Annotated in this window: 24 protein-coding genes; 16 read left to right on the top strand and 8 right to left on the bottom strand. The window is 65.5% G+C overall.

Annotation, left to right across the window (positions count from 1 at the left end):
* Nucleotide 1: 1 nt before the first annotated feature.
* The gene (locus tag F3087_RS27340; RefSeq protein WP_150404931.1) at nucleotides 2-400 is read right to left on the bottom strand and encodes a DUF4440 domain-containing protein; all 399 of its coding nucleotides are present in this window, start codon (nucleotides 398-400) and stop codon (nucleotides 2-4) included.
* Nucleotides 401-512: 112 nt separating this feature from the next.
* Between F3087_RS27340 and F3087_RS27345 the strand changes: the two genes are divergently transcribed.
* Complete coding sequence (locus tag F3087_RS27345) at nucleotides 513-962, top strand: hypothetical protein (protein WP_150404932.1); 450 nt, start codon at nucleotides 513-515, stop codon at nucleotides 960-962.
* A gap of 204 nt (nucleotides 963-1,166) precedes the next feature.
* Here the strand turns inward: F3087_RS27345 and F3087_RS27350 are convergent, their stop codons facing one another.
* Nucleotides 1,167-2,114: a hypothetical protein gene (locus F3087_RS27350; RefSeq protein ID WP_223885377.1), complete on the bottom strand. Its 948-nt coding sequence runs from the start codon at nucleotides 2,112-2,114 to the stop codon at nucleotides 1,167-1,169.
* A 366-nt stretch (nucleotides 2,115-2,480) separates the two neighbouring features.
* Here F3087_RS27350 and F3087_RS27355 point away from each other — a divergent pair, with 366 nt between their 5' ends.
* A complete protein-coding gene (locus F3087_RS27355; protein WP_223885378.1) occupies nucleotides 2,481-3,884 on the top strand; it encodes an FAD-binding oxidoreductase in 1,404 nt (467 codons plus the stop codon).
* A gap of 380 nt (nucleotides 3,885-4,264) precedes the next feature.
* Here the strand turns inward: F3087_RS27355 and F3087_RS27360 are convergent, their stop codons facing one another.
* The gene (locus F3087_RS27360; RefSeq protein ID WP_150404934.1) at nucleotides 4,265-4,807 is read right to left on the bottom strand and encodes a YaeQ family protein; all 543 of its coding nucleotides are present in this window, start codon (nucleotides 4,805-4,807) and stop codon (nucleotides 4,265-4,267) included.
* A 64-nt stretch (nucleotides 4,808-4,871) separates the two neighbouring features.
* A complete protein-coding gene (locus F3087_RS27365) occupies nucleotides 4,872-6,122 on the bottom strand; it encodes an alpha/beta hydrolase family protein (RefSeq protein ID WP_223885379.1) in 1,251 nt (416 codons plus the stop codon).
* Nucleotides 6,123-6,299: 177 nt separating this feature from the next.
* On the opposite strand from F3087_RS27365, the gene F3087_RS27370 reads away from it, so the two are divergent.
* Nucleotides 6,300-6,446: a DUF1059 domain-containing protein gene (locus F3087_RS27370; RefSeq protein WP_150404935.1), complete on the top strand. Its 147-nt coding sequence runs from the start codon at nucleotides 6,300-6,302 to the stop codon at nucleotides 6,444-6,446.
* A 5-nt stretch (nucleotides 6,447-6,451) separates the two neighbouring features.
* Here F3087_RS27370 and F3087_RS27375 read toward each other — a convergent pair whose 3' ends face one another.
* Nucleotides 6,452-7,018, bottom strand: coding sequence for a hypothetical protein (locus F3087_RS27375; RefSeq protein ID WP_150404936.1), 567 nt, complete (start codon nucleotides 7,016-7,018; stop codon nucleotides 6,452-6,454).
* A 1,043-nt stretch (nucleotides 7,019-8,061) separates the two neighbouring features.
* Between F3087_RS27375 and F3087_RS27380 the strand changes: the two genes are divergently transcribed.
* The 7 genes from F3087_RS27380 to F3087_RS27415 all read left to right on the top strand — a co-directional run bounded on the left by F3087_RS27380 (nucleotide 8,062) and on the right by F3087_RS27415 (nucleotide 15,229).
* Nucleotides 8,062-8,913, top strand: coding sequence for a ParB/RepB/Spo0J family partition protein (locus F3087_RS27380; protein WP_150404937.1), 852 nt, complete (start codon nucleotides 8,062-8,064; stop codon nucleotides 8,911-8,913).
* A gap of 396 nt (nucleotides 8,914-9,309) precedes the next feature.
* Entirely contained in the window at nucleotides 9,310-10,416 is a 1,107-nt protein-coding gene (locus F3087_RS27385) for a hypothetical protein (protein WP_191094162.1), read from the top strand.
* Between the two features lie 281 nt (nucleotides 10,417-10,697).
* Entirely contained in the window at nucleotides 10,698-12,164 is a 1,467-nt protein-coding gene (locus F3087_RS27390) for a M1 family metallopeptidase (RefSeq protein WP_223885380.1), read from the top strand.
* Nucleotides 12,161-12,481: a hypothetical protein gene (locus tag F3087_RS27395; protein ID WP_150404940.1), complete on the top strand. Its 321-nt coding sequence runs from the start codon at nucleotides 12,161-12,163 to the stop codon at nucleotides 12,479-12,481. The genes F3087_RS27390 and F3087_RS27395 overlap by 4 nt, the downstream gene beginning before the upstream one ends.
* Nucleotides 12,482-12,762: 281 nt before the next feature.
* Nucleotides 12,763-13,581 carry a DUF1460 domain-containing protein gene (locus F3087_RS27400; RefSeq protein WP_223885381.1) on the top strand — a complete coding sequence of 273 codons (819 nt, stop codon included), beginning with the start codon at nucleotides 12,763-12,765 and terminating at the stop codon, nucleotides 13,579-13,581.
* Nucleotides 13,582-13,595: 14 nt separating this feature from the next.
* On the top strand, nucleotides 13,596-14,108 hold the full coding sequence (locus F3087_RS27405) for an adenylyl-sulfate kinase (protein ID WP_150404941.1): 513 nt from the start codon (nucleotides 13,596-13,598) through the stop codon (nucleotides 14,106-14,108).
* 473 nt (nucleotides 14,109-14,581) lie between these two features.
* Nucleotides 14,582-15,229, top strand: coding sequence for a TMEM175 family protein (locus F3087_RS27415; protein ID WP_150404942.1), 648 nt, complete (start codon nucleotides 14,582-14,584; stop codon nucleotides 15,227-15,229).
* 497 nt (nucleotides 15,230-15,726) lie between these two features.
* Here F3087_RS27415 and F3087_RS47340 read toward each other — a convergent pair whose 3' ends face one another.
* Nucleotides 15,727-17,667: a lytic transglycosylase domain-containing protein gene (locus F3087_RS47340; RefSeq protein ID WP_317983937.1), complete on the bottom strand. Its 1,941-nt coding sequence runs from the start codon at nucleotides 17,665-17,667 to the stop codon at nucleotides 15,727-15,729.
* Between the two features lie 333 nt (nucleotides 17,668-18,000).
* Between F3087_RS47340 and F3087_RS27425 the strand changes: the two genes are divergently transcribed.
* Together F3087_RS27425 and F3087_RS27430 are read left to right on the top strand one after the other, a co-directional pair.
* Complete coding sequence (locus tag F3087_RS27425; RefSeq protein ID WP_150404943.1) at nucleotides 18,001-19,584, top strand: beta-N-acetylhexosaminidase; 1,584 nt, start codon at nucleotides 18,001-18,003, stop codon at nucleotides 19,582-19,584.
* Nucleotides 19,585-19,662: 78 nt separating this feature from the next.
* Nucleotides 19,663-20,811, top strand: coding sequence for a hypothetical protein (locus F3087_RS27430; RefSeq protein WP_223885382.1), 1,149 nt, complete (start codon nucleotides 19,663-19,665; stop codon nucleotides 20,809-20,811).
* 80 nt (nucleotides 20,812-20,891) lie between these two features.
* Here the strand turns inward: F3087_RS27430 and F3087_RS27435 are convergent, their stop codons facing one another.
* Both F3087_RS27435 and F3087_RS27440 read right to left on the bottom strand, forming a co-directional pair.
* Nucleotides 20,892-21,158 carry a hypothetical protein gene (locus F3087_RS27435; RefSeq protein WP_150404944.1) on the bottom strand — a complete coding sequence of 89 codons (267 nt, stop codon included), beginning with the start codon at nucleotides 21,156-21,158 and terminating at the stop codon, nucleotides 20,892-20,894.
* A gap of 30 nt (nucleotides 21,159-21,188) precedes the next feature.
* A complete protein-coding gene (locus F3087_RS27440) occupies nucleotides 21,189-22,214 on the bottom strand; it encodes an LGFP repeat-containing protein (RefSeq protein WP_150404945.1) in 1,026 nt (341 codons plus the stop codon).
* A gap of 358 nt (nucleotides 22,215-22,572) precedes the next feature.
* Between F3087_RS27440 and F3087_RS46090 the strand changes: the two genes are divergently transcribed.
* The 4 genes from F3087_RS46090 to F3087_RS27455 all read left to right on the top strand — a co-directional run bounded on the left by F3087_RS46090 (nucleotide 22,573) and on the right by F3087_RS27455 (nucleotide 26,411).
* The gene (locus F3087_RS46090; protein ID WP_191094163.1) at nucleotides 22,573-22,725 is read left to right on the top strand and encodes a hypothetical protein; all 153 of its coding nucleotides are present in this window, start codon (nucleotides 22,573-22,575) and stop codon (nucleotides 22,723-22,725) included.
* A 2-nt stretch (nucleotides 22,726-22,727) separates the two neighbouring features.
* On the top strand, nucleotides 22,728-23,606 hold the full coding sequence (locus F3087_RS27445; protein ID WP_150404946.1) for a hypothetical protein: 879 nt from the start codon (nucleotides 22,728-22,730) through the stop codon (nucleotides 23,604-23,606).
* Nucleotides 23,607-23,741: 135 nt separating this feature from the next.
* Nucleotides 23,742-24,947: a PucR family transcriptional regulator gene (locus F3087_RS27450; RefSeq protein ID WP_150404947.1), complete on the top strand. Its 1,206-nt coding sequence runs from the start codon at nucleotides 23,742-23,744 to the stop codon at nucleotides 24,945-24,947.
* Between the two features lie 153 nt (nucleotides 24,948-25,100).
* Complete coding sequence (locus F3087_RS27455) at nucleotides 25,101-26,411, top strand: lipase family protein (protein WP_150404948.1); 1,311 nt, start codon at nucleotides 25,101-25,103, stop codon at nucleotides 26,409-26,411.
* The last annotated feature ends 69 nt before the right edge of the window (nucleotides 26,412-26,480 follow it).

Below are 26,480 nucleotides of genomic sequence, written 5' to 3' on the forward strand. Positions count from 1 at the left end.
CCTATTCGGTTGCCGGAGCGGTAGTTTCGTGAACCAACCGCCACAGGTACCCGTGGTCTGCGCTGAGCAGGATCGCGGTGACCAGGCGTCGGCTGCGGACCTCGCCCTGCCGGTTCTCCGCGGTGAAACGCACGGTGAGAATGGTGCCGCTCTGCGCGACCTCTTCGATGTCGCTGATCTCGATGGTGAACCCCGGCTGCGCATTTCGCGCCGACCACACGCCCGCCAGCAGTGTGTCCCGATCGATGACCTGCCCGACCGTGGTCACCGAGGAGAAATCGTCGTGCAGCGCATTGGCGAACCGGTCGAACACCTTGGGTGGCGCGTTCGAACCCATCCACTCGGCCAGGTCCGAGTGCAGCGCCTCGATCACGTCGGCGAGGTCGGGGTGTTCAGGCATAGCGGCAATCTCGGTCTCGGTCGGCGTAATCGGCCCGTGCCGAAGATCATATCCAGGCGCCGCTACCCATAGAATCGTCGAGGTGGCGGGAGACGAAAAATCTGAAAGTGGCATGACCAACCGGCGTTCGATCATCGTCCGGTCCGCGGCGGCCGTCGCCGGAATCGGGATCGGGGTGGGGGCCACGAAGGTCACCGAAGCAGACCCGGACACGTCGACCGTGGCGGGTTCGTTCACGGTGGTCGATCGTCGCGGCAAGCAGCGCTTCCGGCTGGACCCGGAGAAGTCGCCGATCATCCTGGGCGGCAAGACATATCCGGCGGCGGAGCGGAGCGGTCCGGACGGCTCGTACCTGACCTTCAACGACGAGAACGGCGACGAGAAGGGTGGCATCATCGCCGCCAGCAGCGGGGCACTGGTCGCGCTCGACTACCCCAACGGCGACGCCATTCACCTGCAGACCAAGTGGGAGGACAAGATTGGCGGCGCCGCGCTGACCATGACCCACATCGGCGATCCGACGACGCCGCTCGATGACGCGAAACATCCGCTGGGCGTGTAGCTTTCCGTCGACATCGACAGCGGAACCGCACTGACGCTGTGTGATCCCCAGGGGCGCCCGCGAATTCAGCTCCGCGTCGCGATGGACGGCACCCCTTCCATCGCGATGCTCGATGAGAACGGCGTCGTCGTCAAACAACTGTGAGCGCGAGTGGGATTGCCACCGGCGGGCCGAGCCGATGGCAATCTCACTCCACCCCGGATATCAAGCAGTGCAGTTCTTCTGGGCGTCGGTGCGTACCTTGCGACCGGTGAACTCCTCGAGAATCGAGATGTTCTCCGGCGCGTAGTTCTTCTCGGTGATCTTGTCGGCGTTGGGGCTGCCGAGTTTGCCGGAGTACGGCGCGGACTTCTCCAACCAGTAAGCGGTGCGCAGGAATTGGGTCAGTGCCCAGTCGCGCAGCTTCGGCTCGTTCTTGATCTTCGCCCAGTAGTCGGGGTGCTTGTCCTTGGCCACGCGCAAGTACAGCAGCAGATACCGGAGGTTGGTCGCGGCGATATCCCGGGAATTACTGGCGCCGATGCCCTTGATGTACTCCTGCACCACGGTGACCGCGGGCAAACCCATCAGTCCGGCGTTCAATTCCGCTGTCACGCCTTGCAAGTGGTAGTCGCCCTGCTGCTTGTCCCGCAGATAGATGCCGTCCATGTCGTCGCTGAGCTTGTCCTTGATCAACGGCAGGATTTCCTTGCGCGGGAAACCGGCGTACAGCGGGATGTTCGTCATCTGCTGGCCGGCGTTGATCCAGGACGCGGTGTACTTGTCCCACTCGGTGCGCGACCCGTCCAGGTCCCACATGTGGGTTTCCTCGTGAATCGCCACCATCATCGACTCGGCGAACGCCTCGAAACTGCTCGTCTCCACGAACTGATTCCAGTACTGATCCTTGGCCTGCGCGATCGCCAATTTCTGCCCGCTCGGCCAACGCCGCTGGTACATGGCTTGCAGGGTCGGCATCCAGTTCGACCGGTTGAAGCGCGCCTTCAGGTCGCTGATGTCGGCCTGCGGGGTGGATGGTTCTTCGTAGCAGAAGGGCGCGGCCGCAACCGGATCCGCGGTCTGGGCCTCCGGTGCCGCCACCGCCACCGAGCCCGGTCCGATCGACAGGACCAAGCAGGCGGTGACTATGGGTAATAGACGTTTACGGTTCATGAGAATCTCGCTCGGGGTGTGCAGGGGTAGGGCGGGTGCTGAACAGCAGGACGAACCCGATACCGCTGCGCTGGGCACTTTTACAATTGCTCGCCGAGACCGCTGGGCATCCGAACAAGAACCGAGATCTGTTGCGCGAGAGGCTGTCCCAGCGAACGGCTGCGCGGTACGCCGCCATTTCTGAACAACTGTTTGAATAGTGACATGAAAGACATCACCCAGTTCTCCCCAGTGGAAGTGGGGAGAATTGCGAGAATTTACTGTTGAATTATTCCGCACCGCCGACCGGCCCGGCGAACGCGAACTTGCGTAGGCCCAATGCCGAACCCCGCCAGGGCATCTGCGGCACTGCGCTACGGTGGCTTGGTGAATTTCGGAGAGCGGGCCTCGGTACTCGATCAGCGTGCACTGACCGGCTGGAGCCGGACGGCGTCGACGGTCGCGCGGGTGTTGTCCACGCCGGATATCGACACGGTCGCGAAGAGCGTGCGCGAGGCAGGGCCGCGCGGTGTCATCGCCCGCGGACTCGGCCGCAGCTACGGCGATCCGGCACAGAACGGCGGCGGTCTCGTCATCGATATGACGGTGTTCGATCGTGTGCACAGTGTCGATCCGGACAGCGGGGTGGTCGATGTCGACGCTGGTGTCAGCCTCGACGCACTGATGCGCGCCGTATTGCCGTCCGGCCTGTGGGTTCCGGTGCTGCCGGGCACCCGGCAGGTGACGGTCGGCGGGGCGATCGCCTCCGACATCCACGGCAAGAACCATCACTCGCACGGCAGTTTCGGCAACCACGTGCTGTCGATGGACCTGCTGACCGCCGACGGTTCGGTGCGCACGATCACCCCGGAAGGCGTTGACGCGGAACTGTTCTGGGCCACGGTCGGCGGAATGGGCTTGACCGGCATCATCGTTCGGGCCCGGGTGCGGATGAAGCACACCGAGACCGCGTATTTCATCGTGGACAACGATCGCACCGACAACCTCGACGCGACGATGGAACTGCTGACCGGCGGTTCCGACGAGGGCTACGAGTACTCGATGTCGGTGCCGGACACGATCAGCACCGGCGCCCGAGTCGGCCGCGCGGCGTTCAGTCGCGGCTCGCTGGCCAAGCTCGATCAGCTGCCGGTCAAATTGCGCCGGGATCCGCTGAAATTCGATGCGCCGCAACTGTTCACCGTGCCGGACATCTTCCCGAACGGGATGGTCAACAACGTCACCTCCCGGATCGCCGCCGAAGCCGCCTACCGGGTGTACCCGCAGAAGGCGCGCGGCCGGATCCAGAACCTGACGCAGTTCTATCATCCGCTGGATCTGCTGGGGGAGTGGAACCGCGCCTACGGTCGCCGCGGCTTCATGCAGTACCAGTTCTCGATGCCGTTCGGCGCCGAAGATCAGCTCGCCGACACGGTGCGCGCGATCGCGCACTCGGGGCACCGGTCGTTCCTCAACGTGTTCAAGCGCATGGGCCCGGGCAACCGGGCGCCGCTGTCCTGGCCGCACCCCGGTTTCATGCTCAGCTTGGACTTCCCGCTCAAATCCGGCCTCGGCGAGTTCTGCTCGGACCTCGATCGACGGGTCCTGGCCGCGGGCGGACGGCTCTATTTCGCGAAGGATTCGCGCACGACCCCGGAAATGGTCCGGGCGATGTATCCGCGGCTCGACGAGTGGCGGCGGATTCGCGATCTTGCCGACCCGGAGCGGGTCTTCGTCTCCGACCTGGCCCGTCGTCTTCGCCTGGTCAGTGACGAGGTCGTCGGTCGATGATCCCGTACCGGGCGAACGGAACTGCTCGCCCGGTCAAGGCGGATTGTTAACGTCCGGAACCGCTTTCGAGGAATTCACGGACGAAGCAGAGTGGGCAAATGGGGTCGAACGGAGCCGTGATCGTGGCTGCGGATACCGCCGGTGCGGCTGCGGCGACCGCGGGCTGCACGGCGATTGCCAGAGAAATGGCTCCGGCGGCAAGAACATTCAGCATGGGACGGTTCAACAGATCCTCCACAGTGATGAGATGAGTCGCGAGGGTAACACCGCAACGGACACCTCAGGCCGCAGACGCACGCCTTTTGACATCCGCACGCGTGTCAGGGCGGCAAGTCTCCGTGCGGGAAATCAGAAGGTGTGCGTCTGCGGTCGGCAGGGCGCTAGACGAGTGCGTGCTGCTCGATCGGCGCGCTGATGTTCGTGCCGTTGAGATCGAGGTACAGCGAGCGTTCGGTGACGGACAGGGTGGCGGTATTGCGGCGGTCGATCGCAGCGACGGCGGCATCGATGAAGTCGCGGTCGAAGCTGTAGAGCGGGATGTCCTCGGCCCGGTGAATACGCTTGCCGGCGAGCTGCGCCAGCACCTTCGCCGGGTCGCGATGGGTGTAGATGGCCGCACGCCCGGCCAGCTTGCTGCCGCGGTGCAGCCGCTCGGCGTCCGGCGCACCGACCTCGATCCAGGCCGTGATCCGTCCGGTCATATCCCGGACCAGCACCGCGGGCTCATCGGTGGAGGAGACCCCACCCTCACTGAACGCGATGCCTTCCCGGTACTCGAGGCAGTAGGCGAGCAGCCGGGTGATCATGAACTCGGCGGTCTCGGACGGGTGGCGCGCGACCCGCAACTCCAGATCCTGGTACACCTCGCGATCGACGTCGGCCAGCTGGACGGCGAAGTTGTGCAGTGTTGCGGGAAGGGCCATAAGACCAGCAGCTTAGGTCAACCTCGCTGCTGGTCTCGCAGGCGGCAGTGCCGCGCGACCTCGGTCAGGGGATGAACCGGGTGTCCGGATGCCGCGGACTGTTCCCGTCGAACAGGTCCGTGCCGATCTGCTTCAGGTGCAGATCGAAGAACGCCGCGATGTAATCCTGCTGCGCGTCCACCGAGCGAGCCGGATGAATCGTGCCGACTCCTTGCTCGCGCAGCTTCGGCGTCAGCAGGCCGGCGCATTGCGGCACCGCGACCTGCAAGTCGGTGAAGCTCATGTGCGCGGCGCCGTCGAAGTGCAGGTCCCGCTTCCACCCCGGCTGGTTGGCCCAGAACTGACCCCAACTCGGGTCGAAATCGTCCACGTGCGAGTGCTCGAATTTGCGCCCCGTCTGCGGGTTCACGCCGTCCGCGCCCACCAGCATGAACGGCCGATCCACGCCGTGCTGGGTGACCTCGCCGAGCTTGCCGACGCTCATGCTGCCGTCGAAGTTGATCCCCGCGCCGATGCGCCGATCGTGATACATCGCCTCGCCCGCGGTGTAGCCGCCCAGCGAATGACCGAACATGCCGACCTTCGTCAGGTCCAGCGCACCCGCCAACCCCGCTGGGAGCGTGCGGTTTTCGGCATCCGGGTGCTCGCCCCGTTGCAGCCGGTCCAGCTGGTCGAGCACGAATCGCGTGTCCGCGACCCGGGTGTCCATCGAGGTCGCGAGGAAGGCCGGGTCCGGCTTCGCGTCGCTGGTGACCATGCGCCCACCGGGGAACTCGACCGTCTGCGCGTCGTAGGTATGCGCGATGGACACGACGACGTAGCCGTGACTGGCCAGGTCGTCGGTGCGCACCGAATTGAGCTCGCGCACCACCCCGAAGCCGTGCGAGAACAGCACGACGGGCCAGGCGCCGCCCGTGCGATCCACCTCGACCGAGTTGCTCGCCAGGCGTTTGGTGCCGCCCCAATCGATGGTGCCGGGCGTCAGCCCCTGCTCGGGATCCGCGGTCGCCATCCGATCGATCGCGGCCGCCATGCCCGGCGACATCCAGGCGGCGCGGTCTCCGGCGCGCTTCGCGGGGTAGCTCACGGTGACCATCAGTTCCCGCTTGTCGGCCGGATGCCACGGATCCTGGCGCGAATCCACCAGATGCAGGTCCGTCGTCCCGACCGGGTAGCGCCCGCTCAGCGGCGGCAGGGTGATCTTCGCCGCGGTGGTGATGGTCGGCTCGGTCTTGTCCTGCCCGCACGCGGTGAGCAGGACGGTCGCGGCCAGGGCGGCGGTCAGCGCCAGCGCGCAGCGGCGCAATGTGAACACTTCGGTGGTCCTCCTCGACGTTCGGCTCGGCGCCATCATGGCAAAACCCGCCTCACCTGCGCGTCACCCCGACGGAGGAGTCGATGTACCCCGGGATGCGTAGGGGAGTACCCCCAGAGGACCAAGCCGCTGTGGACGCGTCCCCTTAGACTGGCGAACGAGAGGAAAGGACACCTGATGAAGCGAAACCTGAACTGCCCCTGCGGAGAAGCCATCGTCGGCACCGACGAGGACGATCTTGTGGCCAAGACACAGGCCCACCTGGCCGAGAATCATCCGGGTCACGACTACTCGCGCGACGAGATCTTGTTCATCGCTTACTGATTCGGCTATCGGTTCAGCTCCGGCCAGAGCACCTGATCCGGCTGGCACAGGCTGGCCGAGCGGGTGGTGGGCACCGGGCCGGTGCCGGGGGTGAAGACCCACTGGGAGATCGGCCCGGCCGCCTTCCAGCGCAGCGCGCCCGACGCGTCCGAGACCACCTCGTACACCGACTCGCTGCCGCCCACGAGCTGGGTGCCGACGCAGTAGTCGGTGTATTCGGTGCCGGGCTGCTGAGCGCCCGCACTGAAGTTTCCGGTCGGTGCGCCGGTGGCGCCGGGGTTCGCGACGGTGCTCGGAGTGCGGGCGTCCGCGCCCCGGACCCAGCGCGGTGCGCCGAGTTGATCTGTGGCACAGGTGAATGCGCGGCCGCCGGCCGTGACCGCCGTGCCCTGCGCGTAACCCGTTCCCGCCCAGAGGCAATCGCCGGCGGGTGCGGCGCTCGCGCTGCCCGCGGTCGCGCCGACCAGACCCGCGGCGGCGACCGCGGCCACGGCGAGGGCCAGCCCGCCGCGCCACCGAGTGGAACGCCCGGAGACGTTGTGAGCAGCTGATTCGCGTTCGTTGTCGATCATGTCTCGACCCTAGAAATCGGTTGCCTGACTGAGCATCACGCCGCAGCGCTATTTGCCGTCGGTACCGCAGTGCTAGGGGTGATTCCGCATCGAGGGGCGTTCGGACTCAGGGTGTAGCGGGTCCGCCCGCGGTGTCCGATCAGGCCAGTGATGTGTTGTGTCACAAGGACGCCGACGCTGTGCTGTGCGGTTGCACGGCCGGAATCCGGCGCGACCTCGGCGATCGGCCCACTGACAAGTTTTCGGTCGCGCCGACCGCATATCGCCGAAACATGCTCTGCTGTATGGTCTCTCGCAGGGTGGGGGGACCCGGAGTATTTCGTCCGTCGCCCTGCTCGGTGGGAGGTCCGATGATAGGATGGGTCGGAACTGAGGGATGTTCGGGCAGATGAGTTCCTCGGCTGAAATCGTTGAGAACAAGGCGGGCTCCGCCTTGTTCTTCGTGTGCGAGAGGGGACTTGGACACGTACTCCCAATTGGTGTGCCTGAGGCACGTGGTGTAGGTCGAACGGTTATTCCTTCGGTCAGGAATGCCGTCGGTTTGTTGTGTCCGGATTCGAATTGTTCGCCGATTTCATTTGTTGTCATCGTGGCGACTGGTCGGTCGTCGCGCTTCGGGACTTGATCACGCCATATATGGTGGCGTACAAGCATGTCCGGCATCGCCTTCGTGGCCGGCGTCGAAGTCCAACTCTTAAGCGTATCCGCGCTGCTGCCTGTTTCGGGCTGGAACTGGTAGGTTCCGAAATGTTTCCGAAAGGTGACGCGTTTGATCTCGGGGTTAACACCATTCACAAATAACGCCACGAATCACGCTGGCGATCCGCAGATTGCGAATGCAGGGGGCTTTCGACACCGTATCGTTGCCGGAACTCTGCCAATGTGAAATATTGCTGTCCGCGCTAGTTAGTCACTGCTGACCCGGCACAGCGCCGTGCCTACCGCATCGATTCGTCCCGCTTGTTGTGGTGGTTCGGATCGGTACTGGCAGCGGGGCGAAGTGTGCTACGGAATGATCTCGGCTTCGACGCAGGAGTACCGCCGTGAGTGAACACAGGTTGAACGTGGACGACGATGCGAGAGTCGGAGTTGCCGACGTAGTCATCGAGATTCCTATCGAGTCGATAGACATCAGCGGCGCACTGCGCGTGCGTGCTGAGGACTCGGCGCATACGCAGGTGCTAGCGACGACGGAGGCGGAACTGCCGCCGATCCTGGTGCATCGAGAAACCATGCGGCTGATCGACGGCGTGCACCGTCTGAAGGCCGCGAAATTGAAGGGGGACACCGTCATCCGGGCACAATTCTTCGACGGCACCGAGGAGGAGGCGTTCGTGCTCGCGGTGCAGGCCAACATCGCGCACGGCCTGCCGCTGTCGATTCTCGATCGCAAAGCCGCCTCGCTGCGGATCATGCGGATGTATCCGCTGTGGTCGGATCGCAAGGTCGCCGAAGTCGCCGGGCTGGACCACAAGACGGTCGGCGCGGTGCGCAGGCAGTCGTCTGGGGATGTTCCCCAGACGAGGCACCGACTAGGGCGCGACGGCCGGATGCGCCGGGTGCGTCGTCCGGACGTCGAACACCAGCGCCGGAAAAAGCCCTGCGACGGCAGCGACGGAGCGCCGCTCGCACCCGATCCGGCGCCGCCCGAACGGGTTTGCCCCTCCTCGGTCTTACAGAGCCTGCGGCGCGATCCGTCGCTGCGGCTGACCGAGACCGGACGAACGGTGCTGCGCTGGCTCGACGCCAGTCCGCGGACACCCACGCAATCGCTCGATCTGGCCGATCGCATCCCGGAACACTGTTTGAATCTCGTGCTGGATATGGCCCGGCAGAACGCGGCGAACTGGCAGGACTTCGCGACCCGAATCGGCGATCGGCTGCACAGTAAATGACGACGGATTTTACCTCGGGAGACGGTGCGTGACTTGCGAATCGAATTAATTTGCAGGTCGCGCACCGACGAGGCTTCGGTACCGCGATTCACCTCGCCGGCGCTTCCGAGCGTCGGCGTTTTTTCGGCCCGGCGTACACCCGCTCGGGCGGCGCGCGTCGATCGCGGGGCCGAAGGCCTGTCGGCGGGCACCGTCGCGGGGTGCTGTCCCGGTGGCGTCGATACGGCTCGGCGGCCGCACAATTCGTCGCACTTGCGCCGAAAGGCGGGTTGCCCGAGCGCACGTGCGGGACACTTCGCCGGATTAGCGCTACGGGCTAATTAATTAACCCGTGATACGAACTCCCCAGTATCTCCCCAGTCGAAAATATCGCCCGCGGTGTGTTTCTACTTGGATATGAAACACCCACATCGAAGGGCGGCTCGCTTCACCGCTACCGCGGTGTTCGTTTTAGCGGCAACGGCTTTCACGACCAGCTCCGGTGCCCTCGCCCAGCCAACGACAACCACACCGCCGGCAACCCCTTCGACGTCGTCGCCGACCACCACGCCGACCGATCCGTCGACCACTACGCCGACCGATCCCTCGACGCTGTCGCCGACCACCGCGACGACCGACACATCGCCGACCACCACGTATACCGCTCCGTCGACGACGTTTTCCCCGACGACCGAGCCGACGACATCGGCGCCGACCACACCTCCGTCGCCGACCACGTCGACGACCACCACCCCGCCGACCGCGACGACCGTCGTTCCGACGTCGCCCACCACGCCCGGCATCTTCGAACTCCCGACCCTGCCGAAGAATCCGTTCACCGATCCCGACGGGATCATCGCGCAGGTCATCTTCAAGAACCCGCTGCCGAAGCCGTCGGGCACCCCGTCCGAGGCCCCAGCGATCGCGCAGGCGCAAGCGCAGACCGTCCAGCAGGCCTTCGGCGCCGAAACGGTCGGCAGCCTCGTGGTGGACAAGGCGTTCCAGGCCGGCCAGGGCGCCACGGTCCGGCTGCGGCAGCAGATCGACTCGGTGCCGGTCTTCGGCGCGACGGTCGCGCAATCGCTGGCCGCTGACGGCTCGCTCACCTCGGCCAGTGGCGCACTGACGCACAAGGTTCAGGGCAAGTACCCGGCCGGGGTGAGCACGCCGCCCGCCGCGGTCGCCGCCACCGCGCTGCGCACGCTCGCCACCGAGACCAAGCAGTCACGGGACAAGTTGGCCGTCGGCGCGACGGTCGCCATGTGGTACGACCCGAAACTGGCGGCCAGGAGCTCCGCTGCCGGCGTGGCGGTCCCCGCATACAAGGTCACGGTCAAAAGCCAAGGTGCGCAGGGTAAGCAGCCTGTGCAGTGGGTCGTGTTCGTCGACGCCAACAACACCGGACGCGTGCTGGACGGCTGGCGCGAATCCGAGCATCCCGATCGCGACGTGTGCGAGGCCGGACGTACACCGGCCGATCCCGACGGCAGGCCGGAAACCCTGGCGTCGCGCTGCCGCCGCTGAACGTGTGCCGCCCGGCGGCGCATTGGTTTACGGGCATTCGGACGGCGGTGTGCGCCGTCCGAATGCCCGGCAGTACCTGCGGGATGCCGAGTTGGCATTGCCCGCAGTCGATTACAGATCCGTTCGGGCTTCGACACGTGCGCGCGACCCAGCTCGGTCCCCGGATCGCCTACCACAAGAGGTTGTGCACCATGCGAATTCAGAAATGGTCTGACAGAGGCAATCCGATTCCCGTCGCGCTCAGAGCCCGGCCGGTCGCGGTGTCCGCGTTGGCGCTAGCGTTGAGTCTCACGGCCGGCGTGGCCGCGGTGGCTGCGGCACCGCCGGATTCGCCGAACGGGGCGGCGGCCAGCGCGGCCGATCCGACGCCGGGCTCCGACGGACTGGGCGATCCGTATTACCCGAAGGACGGCAACGGCGGTTACGACGCGACGCATTACGACGTCGCCATCGACTACAACCCGCCGACGCACAACCTCAAGGGCAAGGCCACCATCACGGCCAATGCCACGCAGAACCTCTCGGCCTTCAATCTCGACTACGCCGGTCCGGCCGTCAGTGCCGTGGCCGTCAACGGTCAGACCGCCACCTTCCGCAAGACCGGCGAGCACGAACTCGTGGTGACCCCGAAAGCGGCACTGCCGCAGGGACAATCGTTCACCGTCGTGGTCGACTACGCGGGCACCTTGCCGAACAGCAACGGCAACGGGTGGACCTACTCGCCGTCCGGCGGCGCCTTCGCCGCGGGCGAACCGCATTCCGCGACAACGTGGTATCCGCTCAACGACACCCCGCTGGACAAGGTCACGTTCACCGTGAAGGCCACCGTGCCGACCGGCTGGGATGTGGCGTCGAACGGGGTGCGCGCGTCGGACGTGCCCGCCGGTACGGGCAAGCACACCGTCACCTGGGAAGCCAAGGATCCGATCGTCGGGTATCTGACGACGATCGCGATCGACAAGTTCACCCGGCTGAATCAGCGGGCCGGGAACACGCCGCTGGAGAGTTTCTTCGCACCGGGCGGCGCGCAGCAGAAGAAGGACCTGGAGAAGAAGCTGCCGGGCGTGCTCGCGTTCGAAGAGGGGCTGTACGGTCCCTATCCGCTAGAGGCCGGCGGCGGAATCTATGTGGATACCAACCTGCAATTCTCGCTGGAGACGCAGACCCGGCCCATCTACGCGCCGTGGACGGACCTCAACACGCTGATTCACGAGAACGCCCACCAGTGGTGGGGTGATTCGGTCTCGGTCAAGGATTGGCGCGATGTCTGCCTGAACGAATGCTTCGCCAGCTACACCGCCGACATCCTGTACCCCGAGCGGGTCAATCACCAGAACGCCGACCAGATCTATCGGCGCGCACTTGCCAGCGCAGATCAGCAAGGCGTCTGGTCCACCCCGCTCTACGATCCCGGCAAGGGCAACGAATTCACCGTGGTCTACAGCCGCGGGCCGCTGTTCCTGCACGCGCTGCGTCGCTACATCGGTGACGACGTATTCTTCGCCGCCGTCAAGGATTTCGCGCAGGGGCACAAGGGTGGGAACGCGTCGATTCCGGAGTTCCGGCAGTTCGTCCAGTCGCGCACCAGCAAGAATCTGAACGGGTTCTTCGATGCGTGGTTGAACGGGCGGAAGCGGCCTGCCAGCGAGTACCTGTACCCGGGCAGCCTCAGCAACCAGGGGCTTCAGGAAGCTCCTGAGGCGCCGGGGACCGACGCCTGGCCGTTCGGTCGCGGGGATCGGAAATGACGCCCGTCTCCACGAAAGCTGAGTTACCGCAGCGGATCCGGACGTTCGTCGGTGCGGCAGCCCTCGCCCCGTTGATCGTGGCCGCCTTGCATGCGGCGCCGAACCAGGACGCGCGCGGGCACATCTCCTCGCCGCACAGCCGGCTGGCGAAATGTGCTCAGGTGAATCCGCTCGAATCCCTGCCGCGGCACGCGGAAGGGGCGGTGGGACAGCGTAATTGCAGTGCCGGCCACTGGGCCGATACCGGCAATGGCACCGTCACTGCCGCGGGCGCGAAGGGTGTCTTCAAGAAGAAGCCGTCGTTCGTAGAGGCTTGACGACATCTCGTGGGCCGCTGCGCATTGTGCGCAGCGGCCCATCGTCGTGTGTGCCCCTCATCGGGAGCGCCGCCGATCCCCTCCACCTGCGGCGCTCCCCACACCAGGACAGTGCGTCATTGCACATGTCCCTGTCGGTGCGCTGCCATCATCACCGGCTTCGGGGGCGGGTGGCTTGGACGAATCTGCTGTTGTCGCGACATGGTCGCGGCTCATCGGGGTTGACCTTCGGGCTACCGTGGGGGTGGCACCTCGATCGTTCTAGCCATGTTGGAGGCTTCTTGCGCACCCTCGCTCGCGTACTGCTCGTGCTGCTGGTTCTCGCCGGTGGGACGGCCTCGATGGTGCCTGCGGCGCTCGCTGAGCCCACGGTGCCGCCGGTGATCATCGATGGCGTCACCGTGGAGAAGATCGATGCGGAGCTGGCGGTGCGCAATGGTGCGCCGGCCGGGCAGAGCAAAGGTGAGTTGCTCGAGCTGCTGTCGCGGCAGTTCCTCGGCACGCCGTACGGCGCCAATATGCTCATCGGTTCCGAGACGCAGCGCGAACAGCTCGTCGTCGACTTCCGCCGGGTGGATTGCTTCACCTATCTCGATTACGTCGAAGCGCTCAGTCGATCCGCCGACAAGGACCAGTTCCTCTCGAACCTGGTCGAAACGCGCTACACCGGCGGACGCGTCGAGTTCCTGCAACGCAAGCACTTCTTCAGCGACTGGGTGAGCACGCCGAGAATCGCCGCCACCGACGTCACCGGTGCGGTGAGCACCGGCGCGGTGACCGTGGCCAAACGGCTCAACGCGAAGAGCGACGGCGGAACTTACCTGCCCGGATTGCCGGTCGTCGACCGCAACATCACCTACATCCCGAGCGCCGCCGTGAACGACACCGTCATCGGCGGACTCCGCACCGGCGACTACATCGGCGCATACACCGACGAGCCAGGACTCGACGTCACCCACGTCGGAATCTTCGTCATGACCCCGACCGGCCCCGTCTTCCGCAACGCCTCCTCGCTCGCCGCAAACAACAAAGTGGTCGACTCACCTTTCACCGACTACGTCCAATCGGTCCCCGGCATAGTCGTCTACCGCCCGCAGTAGTCGCCCCGCCGACCATGACAAGGTCCGAACCACTACTCGTCGTCATCCGCGGCAACTCCGCATCAGGGAAGTCGACCGTCGCGACGGCGGTGCAACGCCGATTCGAGCGCGGCGATTGCGCGGTCGTCGCCCAAGACACGGTGCGCCGTCAGATGTTGCGGGAATTCGACGAACCCGGCGCATTCAACATCCGATTGATCGAACAGATCGCCACCGCATGGCTACAGGAGGGCATGGTGGTGATCGTCGAAGGCATCCTCGACGCCCGCAAATACGGCCCGATGCTGAAGCGCTTGACCGACAGCACGCCCCAATCCCTGTTCTATGCTTTCGATCTGACCTTCGAGGAGACCCTGCTCCGCCACGCGACGCGCCCACAAGCAGCATCGATCCCGGAAGCGCTGCTGGCCGACTGGTACCGCGGCTGGCAACCCCTCACCTTCGTAGCGGAGACCAGGATCGATGCCACGTGGAGCATCGACGCGACCATAGATCGGATTCGCCGGGATATCGCACGTCATGGGTGAAGAGCGTTGCCTGAGGTTGTAATCCGCTGTGCTGTAGCAGAATCCACGAATGGTACGACCGCGATTCGCGCCGGTGGGGGACAGCAATCGGGTGCTGTCGCTCGCTACGCGCCGAACCGCCTCTGTGGTAGGCGAGTTCGTGCGCTACGGATCTGGAGTCGGGCCTTCTGGGGCGAGGATATCTTCGGCATCGTTGTATGGATGAGGTGATATCGGAGCGTCGCCGAAACCGCGGAAGTCGCAGCGCACCAATCGATATCCGGCATCGGTGAGGGTGGTCCACCGGGGGTCCCACATTCGCCGGTCGCATACACCTGCGTGCAGCAGGACTGCTGGTGGACCGTCGCCTGCCACATCGTGGGGGAGAGTCATCGCTCGGACGCTAGTTGTCGCCAGTTGTCCGCGCATTCGAATATCGCGGCCGTCGTTTTCGGTCGGCGCGGAAATTTCGGCGCGCTCGGTAGTCTCACACGATGACTGACCCAGTGACCAGCGATGCGCCCAGCCCCATTCGCACGGAACGGGGACTGGAGCGGCTGATCTTCTTCAGCGATGCGGTGGTGGCGATCGCGATCACTCTGATCGTGTTGCCATTGGTCGACAGCGCTCGTGAGGTCGCGGATACGTCTACATCGAAATTCTTGTCCGACAACAGCTATGGACTCCTGGCGGCCGGCGTCAGTTTCGTGGTGATCAGTTCGTTCTGGCGTGAACACCACCGCCTGTTCGAGCGCGCCACCGGCTACACACCACTGCTCGTGCGCCTCAACATGCTGTGGTTGCTCTGCATCGTCGCCCTACCGCTCGCCACGATCCTCGACGTCTACTCCCACCGCGGCGACCGTCTCGCCATCGGCATCTACCTCGGCGTGATGATCGCGGCGATGACACTCAGCCGATTAGCGGAACTGGTCCTCTACCGAGCAAACCTGCTGGCAGACGCACCCCAGGTGACCACGCTCGACATCGCAGTCCGCTGGATCTCCGTGGCAACAGTATGCCTGGCACTGACCATCGCCCTGGTGGTCCCACACGTCGGCCTGTGGTCCCTACTGCTATGGATCGCCGTAGGCCCGATCGAGAGCATGATCAAGCGCCGGAAATCCCACCAAACCACCTGAGCCGCAGCCAAGGCCCGAACGACTCGGTCAGTGATCGTCAGCGGGACATAGTGGAGGTGAAGTGCGAGTAGCGGCTCTGTCATGTCCCGTTGAGTGAGACGTCTGGCGAGGCGATGCTGTCGCTCGCGGGGAGGCCCGGGCAGGCGTCAGCGGAGGGCTGATCGGACTCGCCGAGCCGTAGCCAGTGCCCGAATGGCTCGGGGCGTGATCGTCGGCGGGACTTGGTGGTGGCGGAGTGGGAGTGGAGGCTCTGTCATGTCCCGTTGGGCATTGAGTGTTGGCTGGTGGTGCGAGGGGGCGGCTTTGCTTGCGTGGAGTCGGCGGTGGAGTGCCAACTTTGTCAGCGGAACTGCGGCCTGTGCGCAAGCGCGGGCATCTGTTGTCCGCGCGTGGCGATTGGGGCATGGCTACGTGGGACCTCGTTGAGGAGGAGTGCGAGTAGGGGCGCTGTCATGTCCCGTTGGGTGTCGAGTCGTGCCGTCCGACTGAGGTTGTAGTTACGGAGCTGGTGGCCTGGTGGTGGGGGCCGGCTGGGGTGGAATGGGTTTTGTGGTGGGGGCGGGTGGTTTCGGTTGGGGGGCTGGGGCGGCTGGTGGTTGTTTGGGGGCTGGGGCCGGGTCGGCAGGTTTGGGGGCTGGGGCGGCCGGTGCAGGTGGTGTGGCGGGTTGCTGCTTGGGGGTGGGAGTTGGTGCGGCCGGGTTTTGGTTCGGTGCTGGTGCGGCGGGGGCGGGGGAGGCAGGTTGCTTCGGTGCCGGTGCCGGTGCCGGTGCCGGTGCCGGTGCCGGTGCCGGTGCCGGTGCCGGTGCCGGTGCCGGTGCCGGTGCCGGTGCCGGTGCCGGTGCCGGTGCCGGTGCTAGAGCTGGAGCGGGTGCCGGTGCTGGAGCTGGAGCGGGTGCCGGTGCTGGAGCTGGAGCGGCGGGAGGGGGTGTGGCTGGTTGTTTGGATGCGGGGGTGGTTGGGATGGGGGTGGTCGGTTGTTGTTTGGGGGCGGGTGCGGGGGTGGTTGGGGGTGGTGCGACTGGTTGTTGGCTGGTGGGGTGGATTGGTGGGGTTTGAGTGGGCTTGGGTGCTGGTGGGTTCGGTGTTGTTGTGGGGGGCTGTGATTTGGGTGCTGGTGTGGCGGTGGGGGTTTGGGTTGACTTTTGATTGGTCGTCGGGGGGACCGAGGCGATTGGTGGCTGCGCCTGTGTCGAGGGGGTGGGTGTGGTCTGAGCCGGTGCCGGTGGTGTGGTGGTCGGCGTCGTTGTGGGAGCTGATGTGGTCGAGCTGGGACCAGTAGTTGTCGTCGAGCTGGGAGCCGGTGTGGTCGAGCTGGGTTGTGGTGTCGTCGTGGGGGTTTGGGTGGTTGTGGTGGTCGGCTGGACCGTGGGGGTGCTCGGGGTTGGTGGTGGGCAGAAGATGCCGCAGGGGATTGGTGCTCGGCCGGGGATGTTGATCATCACGTGGATTCTGAGTTCCAGTGTGCCCGTGGGGCTTTGTGGATCGGTGGTGGTGGGGGGATCCGTTGTGGGGAGCGGATCGGTGGTCGATTCGGGTGAGGGGGCGTCCGGTGCGGCGGGATCGCCGGGGGCGGCGGGGTCGGCGATGGTGGCGGTTTCGCCTACGCTCATGCTCGAACCCGCGCCGTCCGGCATGCCGCCGGTGGGGGTGCTGTCGGGGATGGGGGCGAGTTCGCCTTGCTTGGGTGCACCGCCGGTTTTGTAGGCGTTGGACCAGCTGAGCACCTTCGAGGCGTAGTCGAGGGAATTGTTGTAGCGCAGGACCGCGCGGATCTCCTGTTTCGGATCGCGCATATCCAGGTTGCCGGAGCACAGGTATTTACCCGCGCCGAGCACGGCGTCGAAGATGTTGTTCGGGTCGGTTTTACGGTCGCCGTTGCCATCCGCGGCATACAACGTCCAGGTACCGGGCAGGAACTGCATCGGTCCGACGGCGCGCACATAGCCGCCGTCGGACGCTTTGATGATTTCGTTGCCGGGCAACGTTCCGTCCAGCGCCGGACCGTAGATGATGCCGCGGGTGGTCCCGTCGGCGTCGGTGCGCCCGTTACCCGCGTGATTGGACTCGATCTTGCCGATGCCGGCCAGCAGATGCCACGGCATCCCGCAATTCGGCGTCGACGACTGTAACGACAGCTCGGCATTCCGATAAGCGGCGAGCGCGACCTCCGGAATACCCCGGGTCGGCACATTGGGCAGGCCGACATCGTGCAGCGGAACGGTCAGATCCGGCCCGGGATCGCCCGGCGGATCGGATTGCAACCGTAGCGATTCGGCGGAAGTCGGAACCACGCTGACCGATCGATCGGCGCTCTGATCATTGGGCGTCATCGCGGACGCCAGCACACCGTCGGGCACGTGATTACTCGCCACGGACCCGGAAATCAACAACCCGGCGAATACGAGCGCGGATGCGGTAATAGGACCGGAAATTCGCATCGGCACACCAAATCCTTCATCGACGTCGGTGGCGAACTGCACGGCGTCCGCCGATCGACGCGCGGGCGAGCATGAGACCTGTTGTACGAGTGGTTGTCACAGCGCAACGGCCGACCACCTGCCGTCAAGTTCCGAACAACCGGCGCAAGCATGACACGAAAGAACCCGCTCGAGATCCCCAGTAGAAGTGGGGAATCGGAGATGTTCATGTTCCGCCCCCGCGGCGGTGATCGATAAATATCCGCATATCCCCAGTTGGGAAGGTCCCCACTCATATCTTGCACGCTGATCCATACTTCTGGATGCCCCCTAAAGTTGTACCGGAGGTACGCTATGCGAAAGTTTCTATACCCCTTGGCATTCGGCGCCGCCGTGGCCTTGACCACGCTGGTGTTACCGGGTCAAACCGGTTTCGCCGCCGATAACCCGCAAACAACCGAGCGCGCTGTCACCGATATCGTCCCGGTTCCCGTGGAAGCCAAGGCCGATCCCGGCGCGAACTTCAAACTGACCGCCGCCACGGTGATTCGCGCCGAACACCAGGCCAAGGAAGTCGGGGAATACCTCGGCGGGCTGCTCCGGCCCGCCACGGGCTTTCCGCTGCCGGTGGTGGATCGATACGACCTGGCCAAGCCGGGTATCACCCTCGAGCTCGGCGACGCGGGTAACCGGGTCGGCGACCAGGGCTATCAGCTCACCGTGGCCAAGTCCGGGGTCACCCTGAAGGCGAACACCACCGACGGATTGTTCGGCGGCGTGCAGTCGCTGCGCCAGCTGTTCCCGGCGGCGATCAACAAATCGTCCGTGCAGAAACAAGATTGGCTCGTTTCGGGCGGCAAGGTGACCGACTATCCACGCTTCAAGCAGCGCAGCGCGATGCTCGACGTGGCCCGGCACTTCTTCAAGCCCGACCAGGTCAAGCGCTATATCGACCAGATCGCCCAGTACAAGGTGAACACCCTGCACCTGCACCTGACCGACGATCAGGGCTGGCGGATCGAGATCAAGAGCTGGCCGAAGCTGGCCGAGATCGGCGGCCTGACCGCGGTCGGCGGTGACCCGGGTGGGTATTACACCCAGGAGCAGTACAAGGACATCGTCAAATATGCCGCGTCCCGGCATATTACGATTGTTCCCGAGGTCGACATGCCCGGCCACACCAATGCCGCGCAGGCGTCCTACGGCGAATTGAATTGCGACGGAAAGCCCGTGCCGCCGCGCACGGACATCGAGGTCGGCTACAGCTCGCTGTGCATCGGCAGCCCGATCACCTACAAGTTCGTCGAGGACGTCATCCGCGAACTGTCCGCGATCACCCCGGGCAAGTACATCAATATCGGTGGCGACGAGGCCCATTCCACCTCACCGGCCGATTACCAGACCTTCTACAAGAAGGTGACGCCGATGCTGGCCACCTACGACAAGAAGGCGACCGGCTGGCACAACATCGTCGTGACCAACCCGCCCACGTCGGCCATCCCGCAGTACTGGGACACCGCCAACACCAATGCCGATGTCGTGGCAGCGGCCAAGCGTGGCAACAAGATCCTGATGTCGCCGGCCAACAAGGCGTACCTGGATATGCAGTACAACAAGGATTCACCGCTCGGCCTGCACTGGGCCGGTTACGTCGAGGTGCAGGACTCCTACAACTGGGATCCGGCCACCTTCCTGCAGGGCGTCACGGAGAACCAGCTGGCCGGCGTCGAGGCGCCGCTGTGGTCGGAGACCCTGCGGACCAGTGCCGACATCGAGTACATGGCCTTCCCTCGGCTGGCGGGCATCGCCGAGATCGGCTGGTCGCCGCAGGCGACGCACAACTGGGACAAGTATCGGGTGCGGCTGGCCAAGCAGGGCCCGATCTGGACCGCGCAGGGCATCAATTTCTATCGCTCACCGCAGGTGGACTGGAAATAGGAAATCGAATAACCATCGCAAGTTCGGTGTGTCCGAATTACAGGATCGTCCCCAAATACGATCCGGAAGGAGTCCGAGGTGTCGCTTTACAGAAAAACTCTGATCGCTTCATTCGCGCTACTGACCGGGCTGGGGGCGTTTCTCACCCCGGTGACTGCCGTGGCCCAACCCGCGGCCGCGGCAGTCGACACCGACGGTGACGGATTGCCCGACGTGTGGGAAACCAACGGATACGACGCCAACGGCGACGGCAAGATCGACGTCGATCTGCCCAAGATGGGCGCGAATCCGAAGCACAAGGACCTGTTCGTCGAGATGGACTACATGAACGGGCGCCTGCCGACCGCCGCGGCGCTCGACCGGGTCGTCGGGGTATTCGCCGATTCCCCGGTGACCAACCCGGACGGCCGCAACGGGATCGCCATCCATCTGGACGCGGGCAATGCCCGAGGCGCCAAATATGATCTCGGCGGCGGCAATCAGGTGCCCTACGACAGCAACCTGTCGCCGGTGGACGATCAGGTCGCGGCGATCAAGCGAACCAACTTCGCCTCGGCCCGTTCACACATTTTCCATTACATGATCTGGGCGGACTCCTACGACAATGGATGCAGCAGCGGCATTTCGCTGGGCATTCCGGCGGATACCTTCGTCGTCGCGCTCGGCCCGCAGTGCAACTGGAATCCGGGCGACAACGGCAACGTCGGCACGTTCATCCACGAACTGGGACACAACCTCGGCCTGAAACACGGTGGCACCGACCACGTCAACTACAAGCCGAACTACCTGAGCGTGATGAACTACAGCTTCCAGTTCAACGGTGTACCGAAGGTCGACGGCAGTGCGAACTTCGGTTACTCCAGCGTGAATCCTCCTGCCCTGAACGAGAGTTCGTTGCAGGAGCGGCAAGGGCTCGGTGCGGTCGCCGCCGGGTGGCGGACGGACTACTTCTGCCCGGACAACACCCGTAGGCGCACCCCCGGATCGGCGGACCAGCCGATCGACTGGAACTGCAACGGCTCCATCCAGACCGGCACGGTACGGACCAGTGTCAACAACGACCGGAACTACAACACCCTGCAAGCCCAGAACAACTGGGCCTCAGTGGTATTCGACGGGGGCAACGTCGGACCGGTCGGTGTCGAATCCCGGCAGTTGCCGGAGCGGTCGCCGGAGGAGATGACCAAGGCGGAGTTCGACCGGCTGCAATCCAGCCTGCACGAATAACGTTCGACGCCTGAACGATTCCGGCGGTGCACCCCCCACAAGAGGGTGCACCGCCGGGACTCGTTGGGGCGGAAGAAAATCTACCGGTTGACCGTCTCCCGATCGCGGTTCTTCGCGAACATCGCGATCACCGCGGTCAGCACCGCGCCGACCACGCCGCCGCCGGCCACCTGACCGATGACCTGCCCGAGATCCAGACCGGAGCCGGTCGCCGCCTGGATGATCGCGCCGGTGACGCCGCCGCCGACCGCGCCCGCGGCGCTATTTCCGACCAGGCCGAAGCCCTTGCCCGCACCGGCCATGTTCCCGCCGACCAGTCCACCTAGCACGCCCAATAGCCATTCCATTGTCGTTCCTTTCGGTTGGTGGTCAGTTGGCTAGCTGCGCGGTGCGTCGCGATGCATCTCGTGTGCGCCGGCGACTGTCGTGGCACCGCGCTGTGCGGCAGCGGCCGCGGCCGAGGCGGCGGTGGCGTCACCGCGCGGCGGCACGAATCCTTGCCGATTGCCCGTCGTTGTCGCCGTCGTGCGGGTGGTCGGCGTGACCGGTCCCCGGGTCGTGTGGGTCGGGCCCGACCGGCGACGGCCGAGCATGCCGAGCAACCCACCGACGACGGCCGTGATGGCCAGACCGATCGGAATGCCCCACCACCGGTTGATGCCCGAACTGCTGGAGTCGTCGGTGGCCTGGTTGTCGGGGTTCGGCACCGGATTCGGCACCGCGACATCGGGCGCGTTCGCCCGGAATCCCGGCAGGGTCGCGGCTAGCTCGGGCGGCATGGTCGCCAGTCCCTCGCTGTCGGACCACTTGATCTCGGTGCCCGCCGGCCCCACGAAGTTCGCGGTCGCGACACCGTTGTCGACGGTCATGTCCGAGCGCGGGTAGCCGAAAGGCCCGGTGATTCCGCCACTTTCACGCCACGCGTCGAGCACCTTGCCCTTGATGGTCCAGGCGCCCAGCTCCGGCTTCCAGTAGATCGCGGCGCCGCCGGCCTCGGCGAAGTCGTTGAACCGGCCGACGCCGTCGCCCGCGCCGGTCTCGTCGTTGGTGGGGAAGCGCAGCGGTCCGCTCGGTCCGCCGAGCGACTTGTACTTCACCAGAATCTCGCCGTACACCGCCTTCGCCCCGGTATCCGGCGAGAAGTAGATGACGCCGCCCTGGTAGGCGCGTTCGGCGCCGCCGGCCACCTCGGTGGCCGGGCCGAGCGGGGCGCCGAGGAACGATCCGGCTCCGCCGAAGTCGTTGTAGTGCGCGTCGATTGCATTGGTCGCCTCCGCGGATGGATCCGCGACCGCGGCCGGTGCCGTGGCCAGCAGCCCGGAAGCGAGTAGCGCCACCGCGTTGACCGCGAGGGTGGTGCGGCGCCGGGTCTTTCCTCGATGGATATCCAACAGTTCAGGCATGATCTCCTCGATTCGTCAGTGCGATGCGCGAGCCGCAAGGTGAGGGTCGCGCTCGAGTACAGGCGCGGTCGATCAGCTACAGGCGGGCAATTCCCCGCCTTCTCCGAGATCAAACACTGATTCTGCTGGAAATCCGTGGTCAGTGGCGGTAGAAGGAGGAAATCGACGTCCGGGGGCCGGTAGATCAGCTATTTGCGGGCCGACGCGGCGCCTGTCGGACGTTCAGCGGATACCCCGACCGCCGAACGGGGGTGAGCATTGCAGCATGGCGAGAATGCGGACGAAACGTTCCTCTTATCGGGTGGCCGGGCAGCCACCCGCGCGCATCCCGAATTCCACGCGGGGAGTGTGACTTTCGATGGATATCGTGGTCGTGCTGGTCACGCTGGCGATCGGTGCGATTGTGGTCTGGGGCGCGATCAGCGTCTGGACCGAGGACACCTACAAGCGCAACCGCCCGGACCGCACGCCGTGCGGGTTTCGTCGGGACGACGACGAGAGCGGCCGATAGGGATGGACGTCGTCATCGGGCTGCTCATCGCGTGGTCCCTGGGCAAGGCGCGCCGGGTGGGCATGCGCGTCAACGGTCTCACCGATCAGGCACTGGATATCGCGGTCGACCGGGTGTGGAATGTGGTCGCGGCGAAGCTCGGGACCGACCAGACGCTCGCGCGATTGATCGCCGAAGGCCGCACCGGGGTGGTCTCACCGGAGACCTGCGCCGACGCCGAACGCTCGCTCGCCGCGGCCGCGGACGCCGATCCGATGTTCGCCGCGGCGCTGCGCGAGGCGGCGGCCGGGCCGGGGAGCGCACCGCCGGTGCTGAGCACGCAGCAGTTCGCGGGAGTCTCGTTCGGGTCGATCGACTCCGGCGGCGGCTCGGTCGACATCAAGAACGAAAGCAAGATCGTCAACTATGCCCGGCAACATCCGGCGATAACGGTGATCGCCGTGGTTGTCGTGGTGATTCTGGCGGGGCTGCTGGTCGGGCAGCTCGCCGGGAAGGGGCCGCCGACAGCCGCGGAGTCGGCGACCGGTGACGCGCCGACGGCCGTCGCCCCGCGCGCCGAACCCGCGCCGAAAGCCAACCCGCGCGTCGACGCCTCCGCCATGATCGGCACCTGGTCGGCCTCGGACGGAACGGGCACAAAGACATTCAACGGAAGCGGCGGCTCCTGCGACGGCCTCTACTACAACCAGGGCAAACCCCTGGACATCGGCGGCCCGTCGACCTGCGTGCTCTCCAGCAAACCCGACACCACCGGCCGCTACACCCTCGTGGTCACCCAGAGCGTCAATCGCGCCAGCTACAAAGTCGAGTTCACCAGCACCGATCACGCCATCGTCTACGACTCCGCCGGCACCCGCCTCTACGAGCTCGAACGGTTCTGACCCGGGTCACCCTCTTGCGCCGAGGAATCCAACTGACTGAGACTGAAGGTCTGCTAAATTGGCGTTACCGGCGGTACCGGGTTCATTGAACCTTGAACGGCCGGACGGTACCAAACATCGTCGTTGGGAGTTGCCGTGACCGGAGCGGGCACCGTTGCCGCGTTCGACCGCACGACCCGCCGGGTCAGCACCATCGAGCGATTGCTCGCGGATGCGATCGCGTTGGTCGACGGCTTCTCCACGCAATCACCGGTTTATGACGTGCTGCCCAGCTCGCTGGTCGACGCGGACTTCGTGCCGGCCGCCGAGCTGAATGTGCGGCTGTTCTTCCGGTTCTGGCTCGACGGCAACCCGCCGACCGAGGAGGACACCCGCCCGCTGGTCAATCGCGCCGTATCGCTGCTGCACGACGGGATGCCGCTGGAGGAGGTGCTGGGCAATTATCGGGCGGGCGTCGATTTCCTCTGGTCCCAGCTGCCGACCACGGCCTCCCCGGCCGGTCGGGCGGCGCTGGCCGAGATCGGCCGACCGCTCTCGGAATACCTCTCCCTCATGACCGCCCGCATCGCGATGGCCTGTGTCGAAGATGCCCGCCGCCGTCCATCGGACGAGCTCGAACGCCGGCGCGGGATCGTCGACGCTCTGCTGGCCGGACGCGATCCCGGCGATTGGCTGGATGATCCGACGGTGCCGGTCGCGGACGCGTTCGTGGTCGCGGTGATTCGCCCCGGCGACCCAGGACCCGGCACACTGACCGAGCTGCGGCATCGGATCCACGACCTCCCTGGCGCCTTCCTGCGTCGCGATATCCGTGGCTGGACGGCCCTGATCCCGATCGACTCGCGCGCGGACAGCGCGGCGGTCATCGAGAATCTCTCGACTCGATTGGTACCCGGAATCGGTACGGGCGCAACGCCGTTGTGGATCGGCGTATCGCCCGCGGTGACCCGCGCGGCCATCCCGGAATCCTTCGCGGAGGCCCGGGTCGTCGCCGAGCTCGGGCGCTGCCTGGCCCGCAGCGAGGTGATCTGCCGTCGGCAGGACCTGCGGCTGGAGTACGCGGTGGCGGTCGACGGGTCGGTGCGCAAGGAACTGGCCTCGGTGCTGGAGCCGCTCGCGGATCAGCCGGTGCTGGCGGAGACACTCGGCGTGTTCTTCGCCAACGAGTGCAACCAGAATGCCGCGGCCCGGCTGTTGTTCGTGCACCGCAACACCATCACCTATCGACTGGCCCGGATCGCCGAACTCACCGGATACGACCCGCAGCGCCCGACGGAGGCGATGACCCTGTCGGCGGCGCGGACCGCACAACTACTGGAAGCGAAGGCGTTTTCGGCCTGATTCGCGCTCGCGGAGCCGAATTCTATGGATGTGCACAACTGTCCGGGACGGGACTCTGTCTGTTTGTCGGTAGCGAGCCGATCTCGCGCGGGGTGTACTGACACCAGTTCGGTCGTCGCATGACGCCGATCACAGTTGACGAGATGAGGGTGCATGTTCGGGGAGAGATTCACCTGGGCTGCGGTGCCATTGACGGCACTGTGCCTGGCCGTGTCCAGCGCCGGTATCGCGGCAGGCGATCCGTATCCGGCGTTCCCTCCGGACCAGAATCAATTGCCGCAGTTGCCCGCCGAGCCGCAGATCTACGACATGCTGCCGATCCCGGTGCCCGCGGAGGATCCGTGGTACGCCGACCCGGACGATCTGGCGTCCTACGCGCCGGGACAGATCATTCGATCGCGCACCGTGCAGACCCGGATCCTCGGCATCCCGTTCCCGGTCGACACCAAGCAACTGTTGTTCCGCAGCAACGACATTCACGACAATCCGATCGCCACCGCGACCTCGGTGATCACCCCGGGCATCCCCTGGACCGGCGGACCGCGGCCGGTGGTCTCCTTCCAGGAGGCGATCGACTCGACCAACTCGGCGTGCAATCCGTCCTACACGTTGCAGGTCGGCACCATGAAGGAAGCCGCGCTGGCGGTGGGATGGCTGGCGCAGGGCTTCGCGATCAACGTGCCCGACTTCGACGGTAAGTTCAATACTTTCAACACCTTCGACGAGGGCAAGATGGTGCTGGACAGTCTGCGCGCGATGAAAAATGATGCGTCGCTGGGACTTACGGAATCCGGGATCGGCATGTACGGCTACTCCGGTGGCGGTTCGGGGTCGATCCGCGCGGCCGAAATGCGCGAAAGTTACGCTCCCGACGTCAGATTGCTCGGCACCGCCATCGGCGGGACGCCCGGCGACCTGCGCTTGCAGGCGCGGTACGCGACCCAGCAGCAACCGGGGCTCACCGGGATCAGCAACTTCACCATGTGGCTCGGTTTCGCCGGGTTGTCGCGGGAGTTCCCCGAGCAGTTCGATGCGGCGAAGCTGCTGAACAAAGAAGGACAGGCGATTCTGGCGGATATGCAGAGCCGCTGCGTCTATACGGTGGCGTTGTCGGGCATGTACCGACCGATCAGCGACTATTTCAATCCCGGCATGACGTTGGAGAATGCGCCGGGCGTCATGCAGGTATTGCAGGAACAGAGCCTGGGACAGCACATTCCGGACAGCCCGATCTTCTGGTTCCACGGGATCTGGGACGAGCTGATTCCCGCGTCGGTGGTCCTGCCCGCCGTGAACGACTACTGGAATCGGGGCGCGGACCTGCGGTTCTACACGATGCCGCTGCCCGAGCACATCGTCAACGCGGGGGCGGGCTGGCCGCCCGCCGTGGCGTGGATCAGCGCGGTCCTGCGTGGGCTGCCGCCGGGGCCGCGATTCAAGGCTGATTTCCAGATTCCCGGCTAGGGCTTGGCCAGACTTTCGGGGTCTCGTGGTCGATTCGGCGGCCGCTTAGCATCACCTTGTCGATCCGTC

The sequence above is a fragment of the Nocardia colli genome (genome assembly GCF_008704205.1).
GTDB classification, from domain to species: domain Bacteria; phylum Actinomycetota; class Actinomycetes; order Mycobacteriales; family Mycobacteriaceae; genus Nocardia; species Nocardia colli.

What these genes read in the sequence shown, in the direction of transcription:
- F3087_RS27405 (WP_150404941.1), top strand. Translation starts at nt 13,596, where the DNA reads ATGACAAGGTCCGAACCACTACTCGTCGTCATCCGCGGCAACTCCGCA.
- F3087_RS27385 (WP_191094162.1), top strand. Translation starts at nt 9,310, where the DNA reads ATGAAACACCCACATCGAAGGGCGGCTCGCTTCACCGCTACCGCGGTG.
- F3087_RS27360 (WP_150404934.1), bottom strand. Translation starts at nt 4,807, where the DNA reads ATGGCCCTTCCCGCAACACTGCACAACTTCGCCGTCCAGCTGGCCGAC.
- F3087_RS27395 (WP_150404940.1), top strand. Translation starts at nt 12,161, where the DNA reads ATGACGCCCGTCTCCACGAAAGCTGAGTTACCGCAGCGGATCCGGACG.
- F3087_RS47340 (WP_317983937.1), bottom strand. Translation starts at nt 17,667, where the DNA reads ATGCGAATTTCCGGTCCTATTACCGCATCCGCGCTCGTATTCGCCGGG.
- F3087_RS27345 (WP_150404932.1), top strand. Translation starts at nt 513, where the DNA reads ATGACCAACCGGCGTTCGATCATCGTCCGGTCCGCGGCGGCCGTCGCC.
- F3087_RS27425 (WP_150404943.1), top strand. Translation starts at nt 18,001, where the DNA reads ATGCGAAAGTTTCTATACCCCTTGGCATTCGGCGCCGCCGTGGCCTTG.
- F3087_RS27440 (WP_150404945.1), bottom strand. Translation starts at nt 22,214, where the DNA reads ATGCCTGAACTGTTGGATATCCATCGAGGAAAGACCCGGCGCCGCACC.
- F3087_RS27415 (WP_150404942.1), top strand. Translation starts at nt 14,582, where the DNA reads ATGACTGACCCAGTGACCAGCGATGCGCCCAGCCCCATTCGCACGGAA.
- F3087_RS27340 (WP_150404931.1), bottom strand. Translation starts at nt 400, where the DNA reads ATGCCTGAACACCCCGACCTCGCCGACGTGATCGAGGCGCTGCACTCG.
- F3087_RS27370 (WP_150404935.1), top strand. Translation starts at nt 6,300, where the DNA reads ATGAAGCGAAACCTGAACTGCCCCTGCGGAGAAGCCATCGTCGGCACC.
- F3087_RS27435 (WP_150404944.1), bottom strand. Translation starts at nt 21,158, where the DNA reads ATGGAATGGCTATTGGGCGTGCTAGGTGGACTGGTCGGCGGGAACATG.
- F3087_RS27445 (WP_150404946.1), top strand. Translation starts at nt 22,728, where the DNA reads ATGGACGTCGTCATCGGGCTGCTCATCGCGTGGTCCCTGGGCAAGGCG.
- F3087_RS27455 (WP_150404948.1), top strand. Translation starts at nt 25,101, where the DNA reads ATGTTCGGGGAGAGATTCACCTGGGCTGCGGTGCCATTGACGGCACTG.
- F3087_RS27375 (WP_150404936.1), bottom strand. Translation starts at nt 7,018, where the DNA reads ATGATCGACAACGAACGCGAATCAGCTGCTCACAACGTCTCCGGGCGT.
- F3087_RS27350 (WP_223885377.1), bottom strand. Translation starts at nt 2,114, where the DNA reads ATGAACCGTAAACGTCTATTACCCATAGTCACCGCCTGCTTGGTCCTG.
- F3087_RS46090 (WP_191094163.1), top strand. Translation starts at nt 22,573, where the DNA reads ATGGATATCGTGGTCGTGCTGGTCACGCTGGCGATCGGTGCGATTGTG.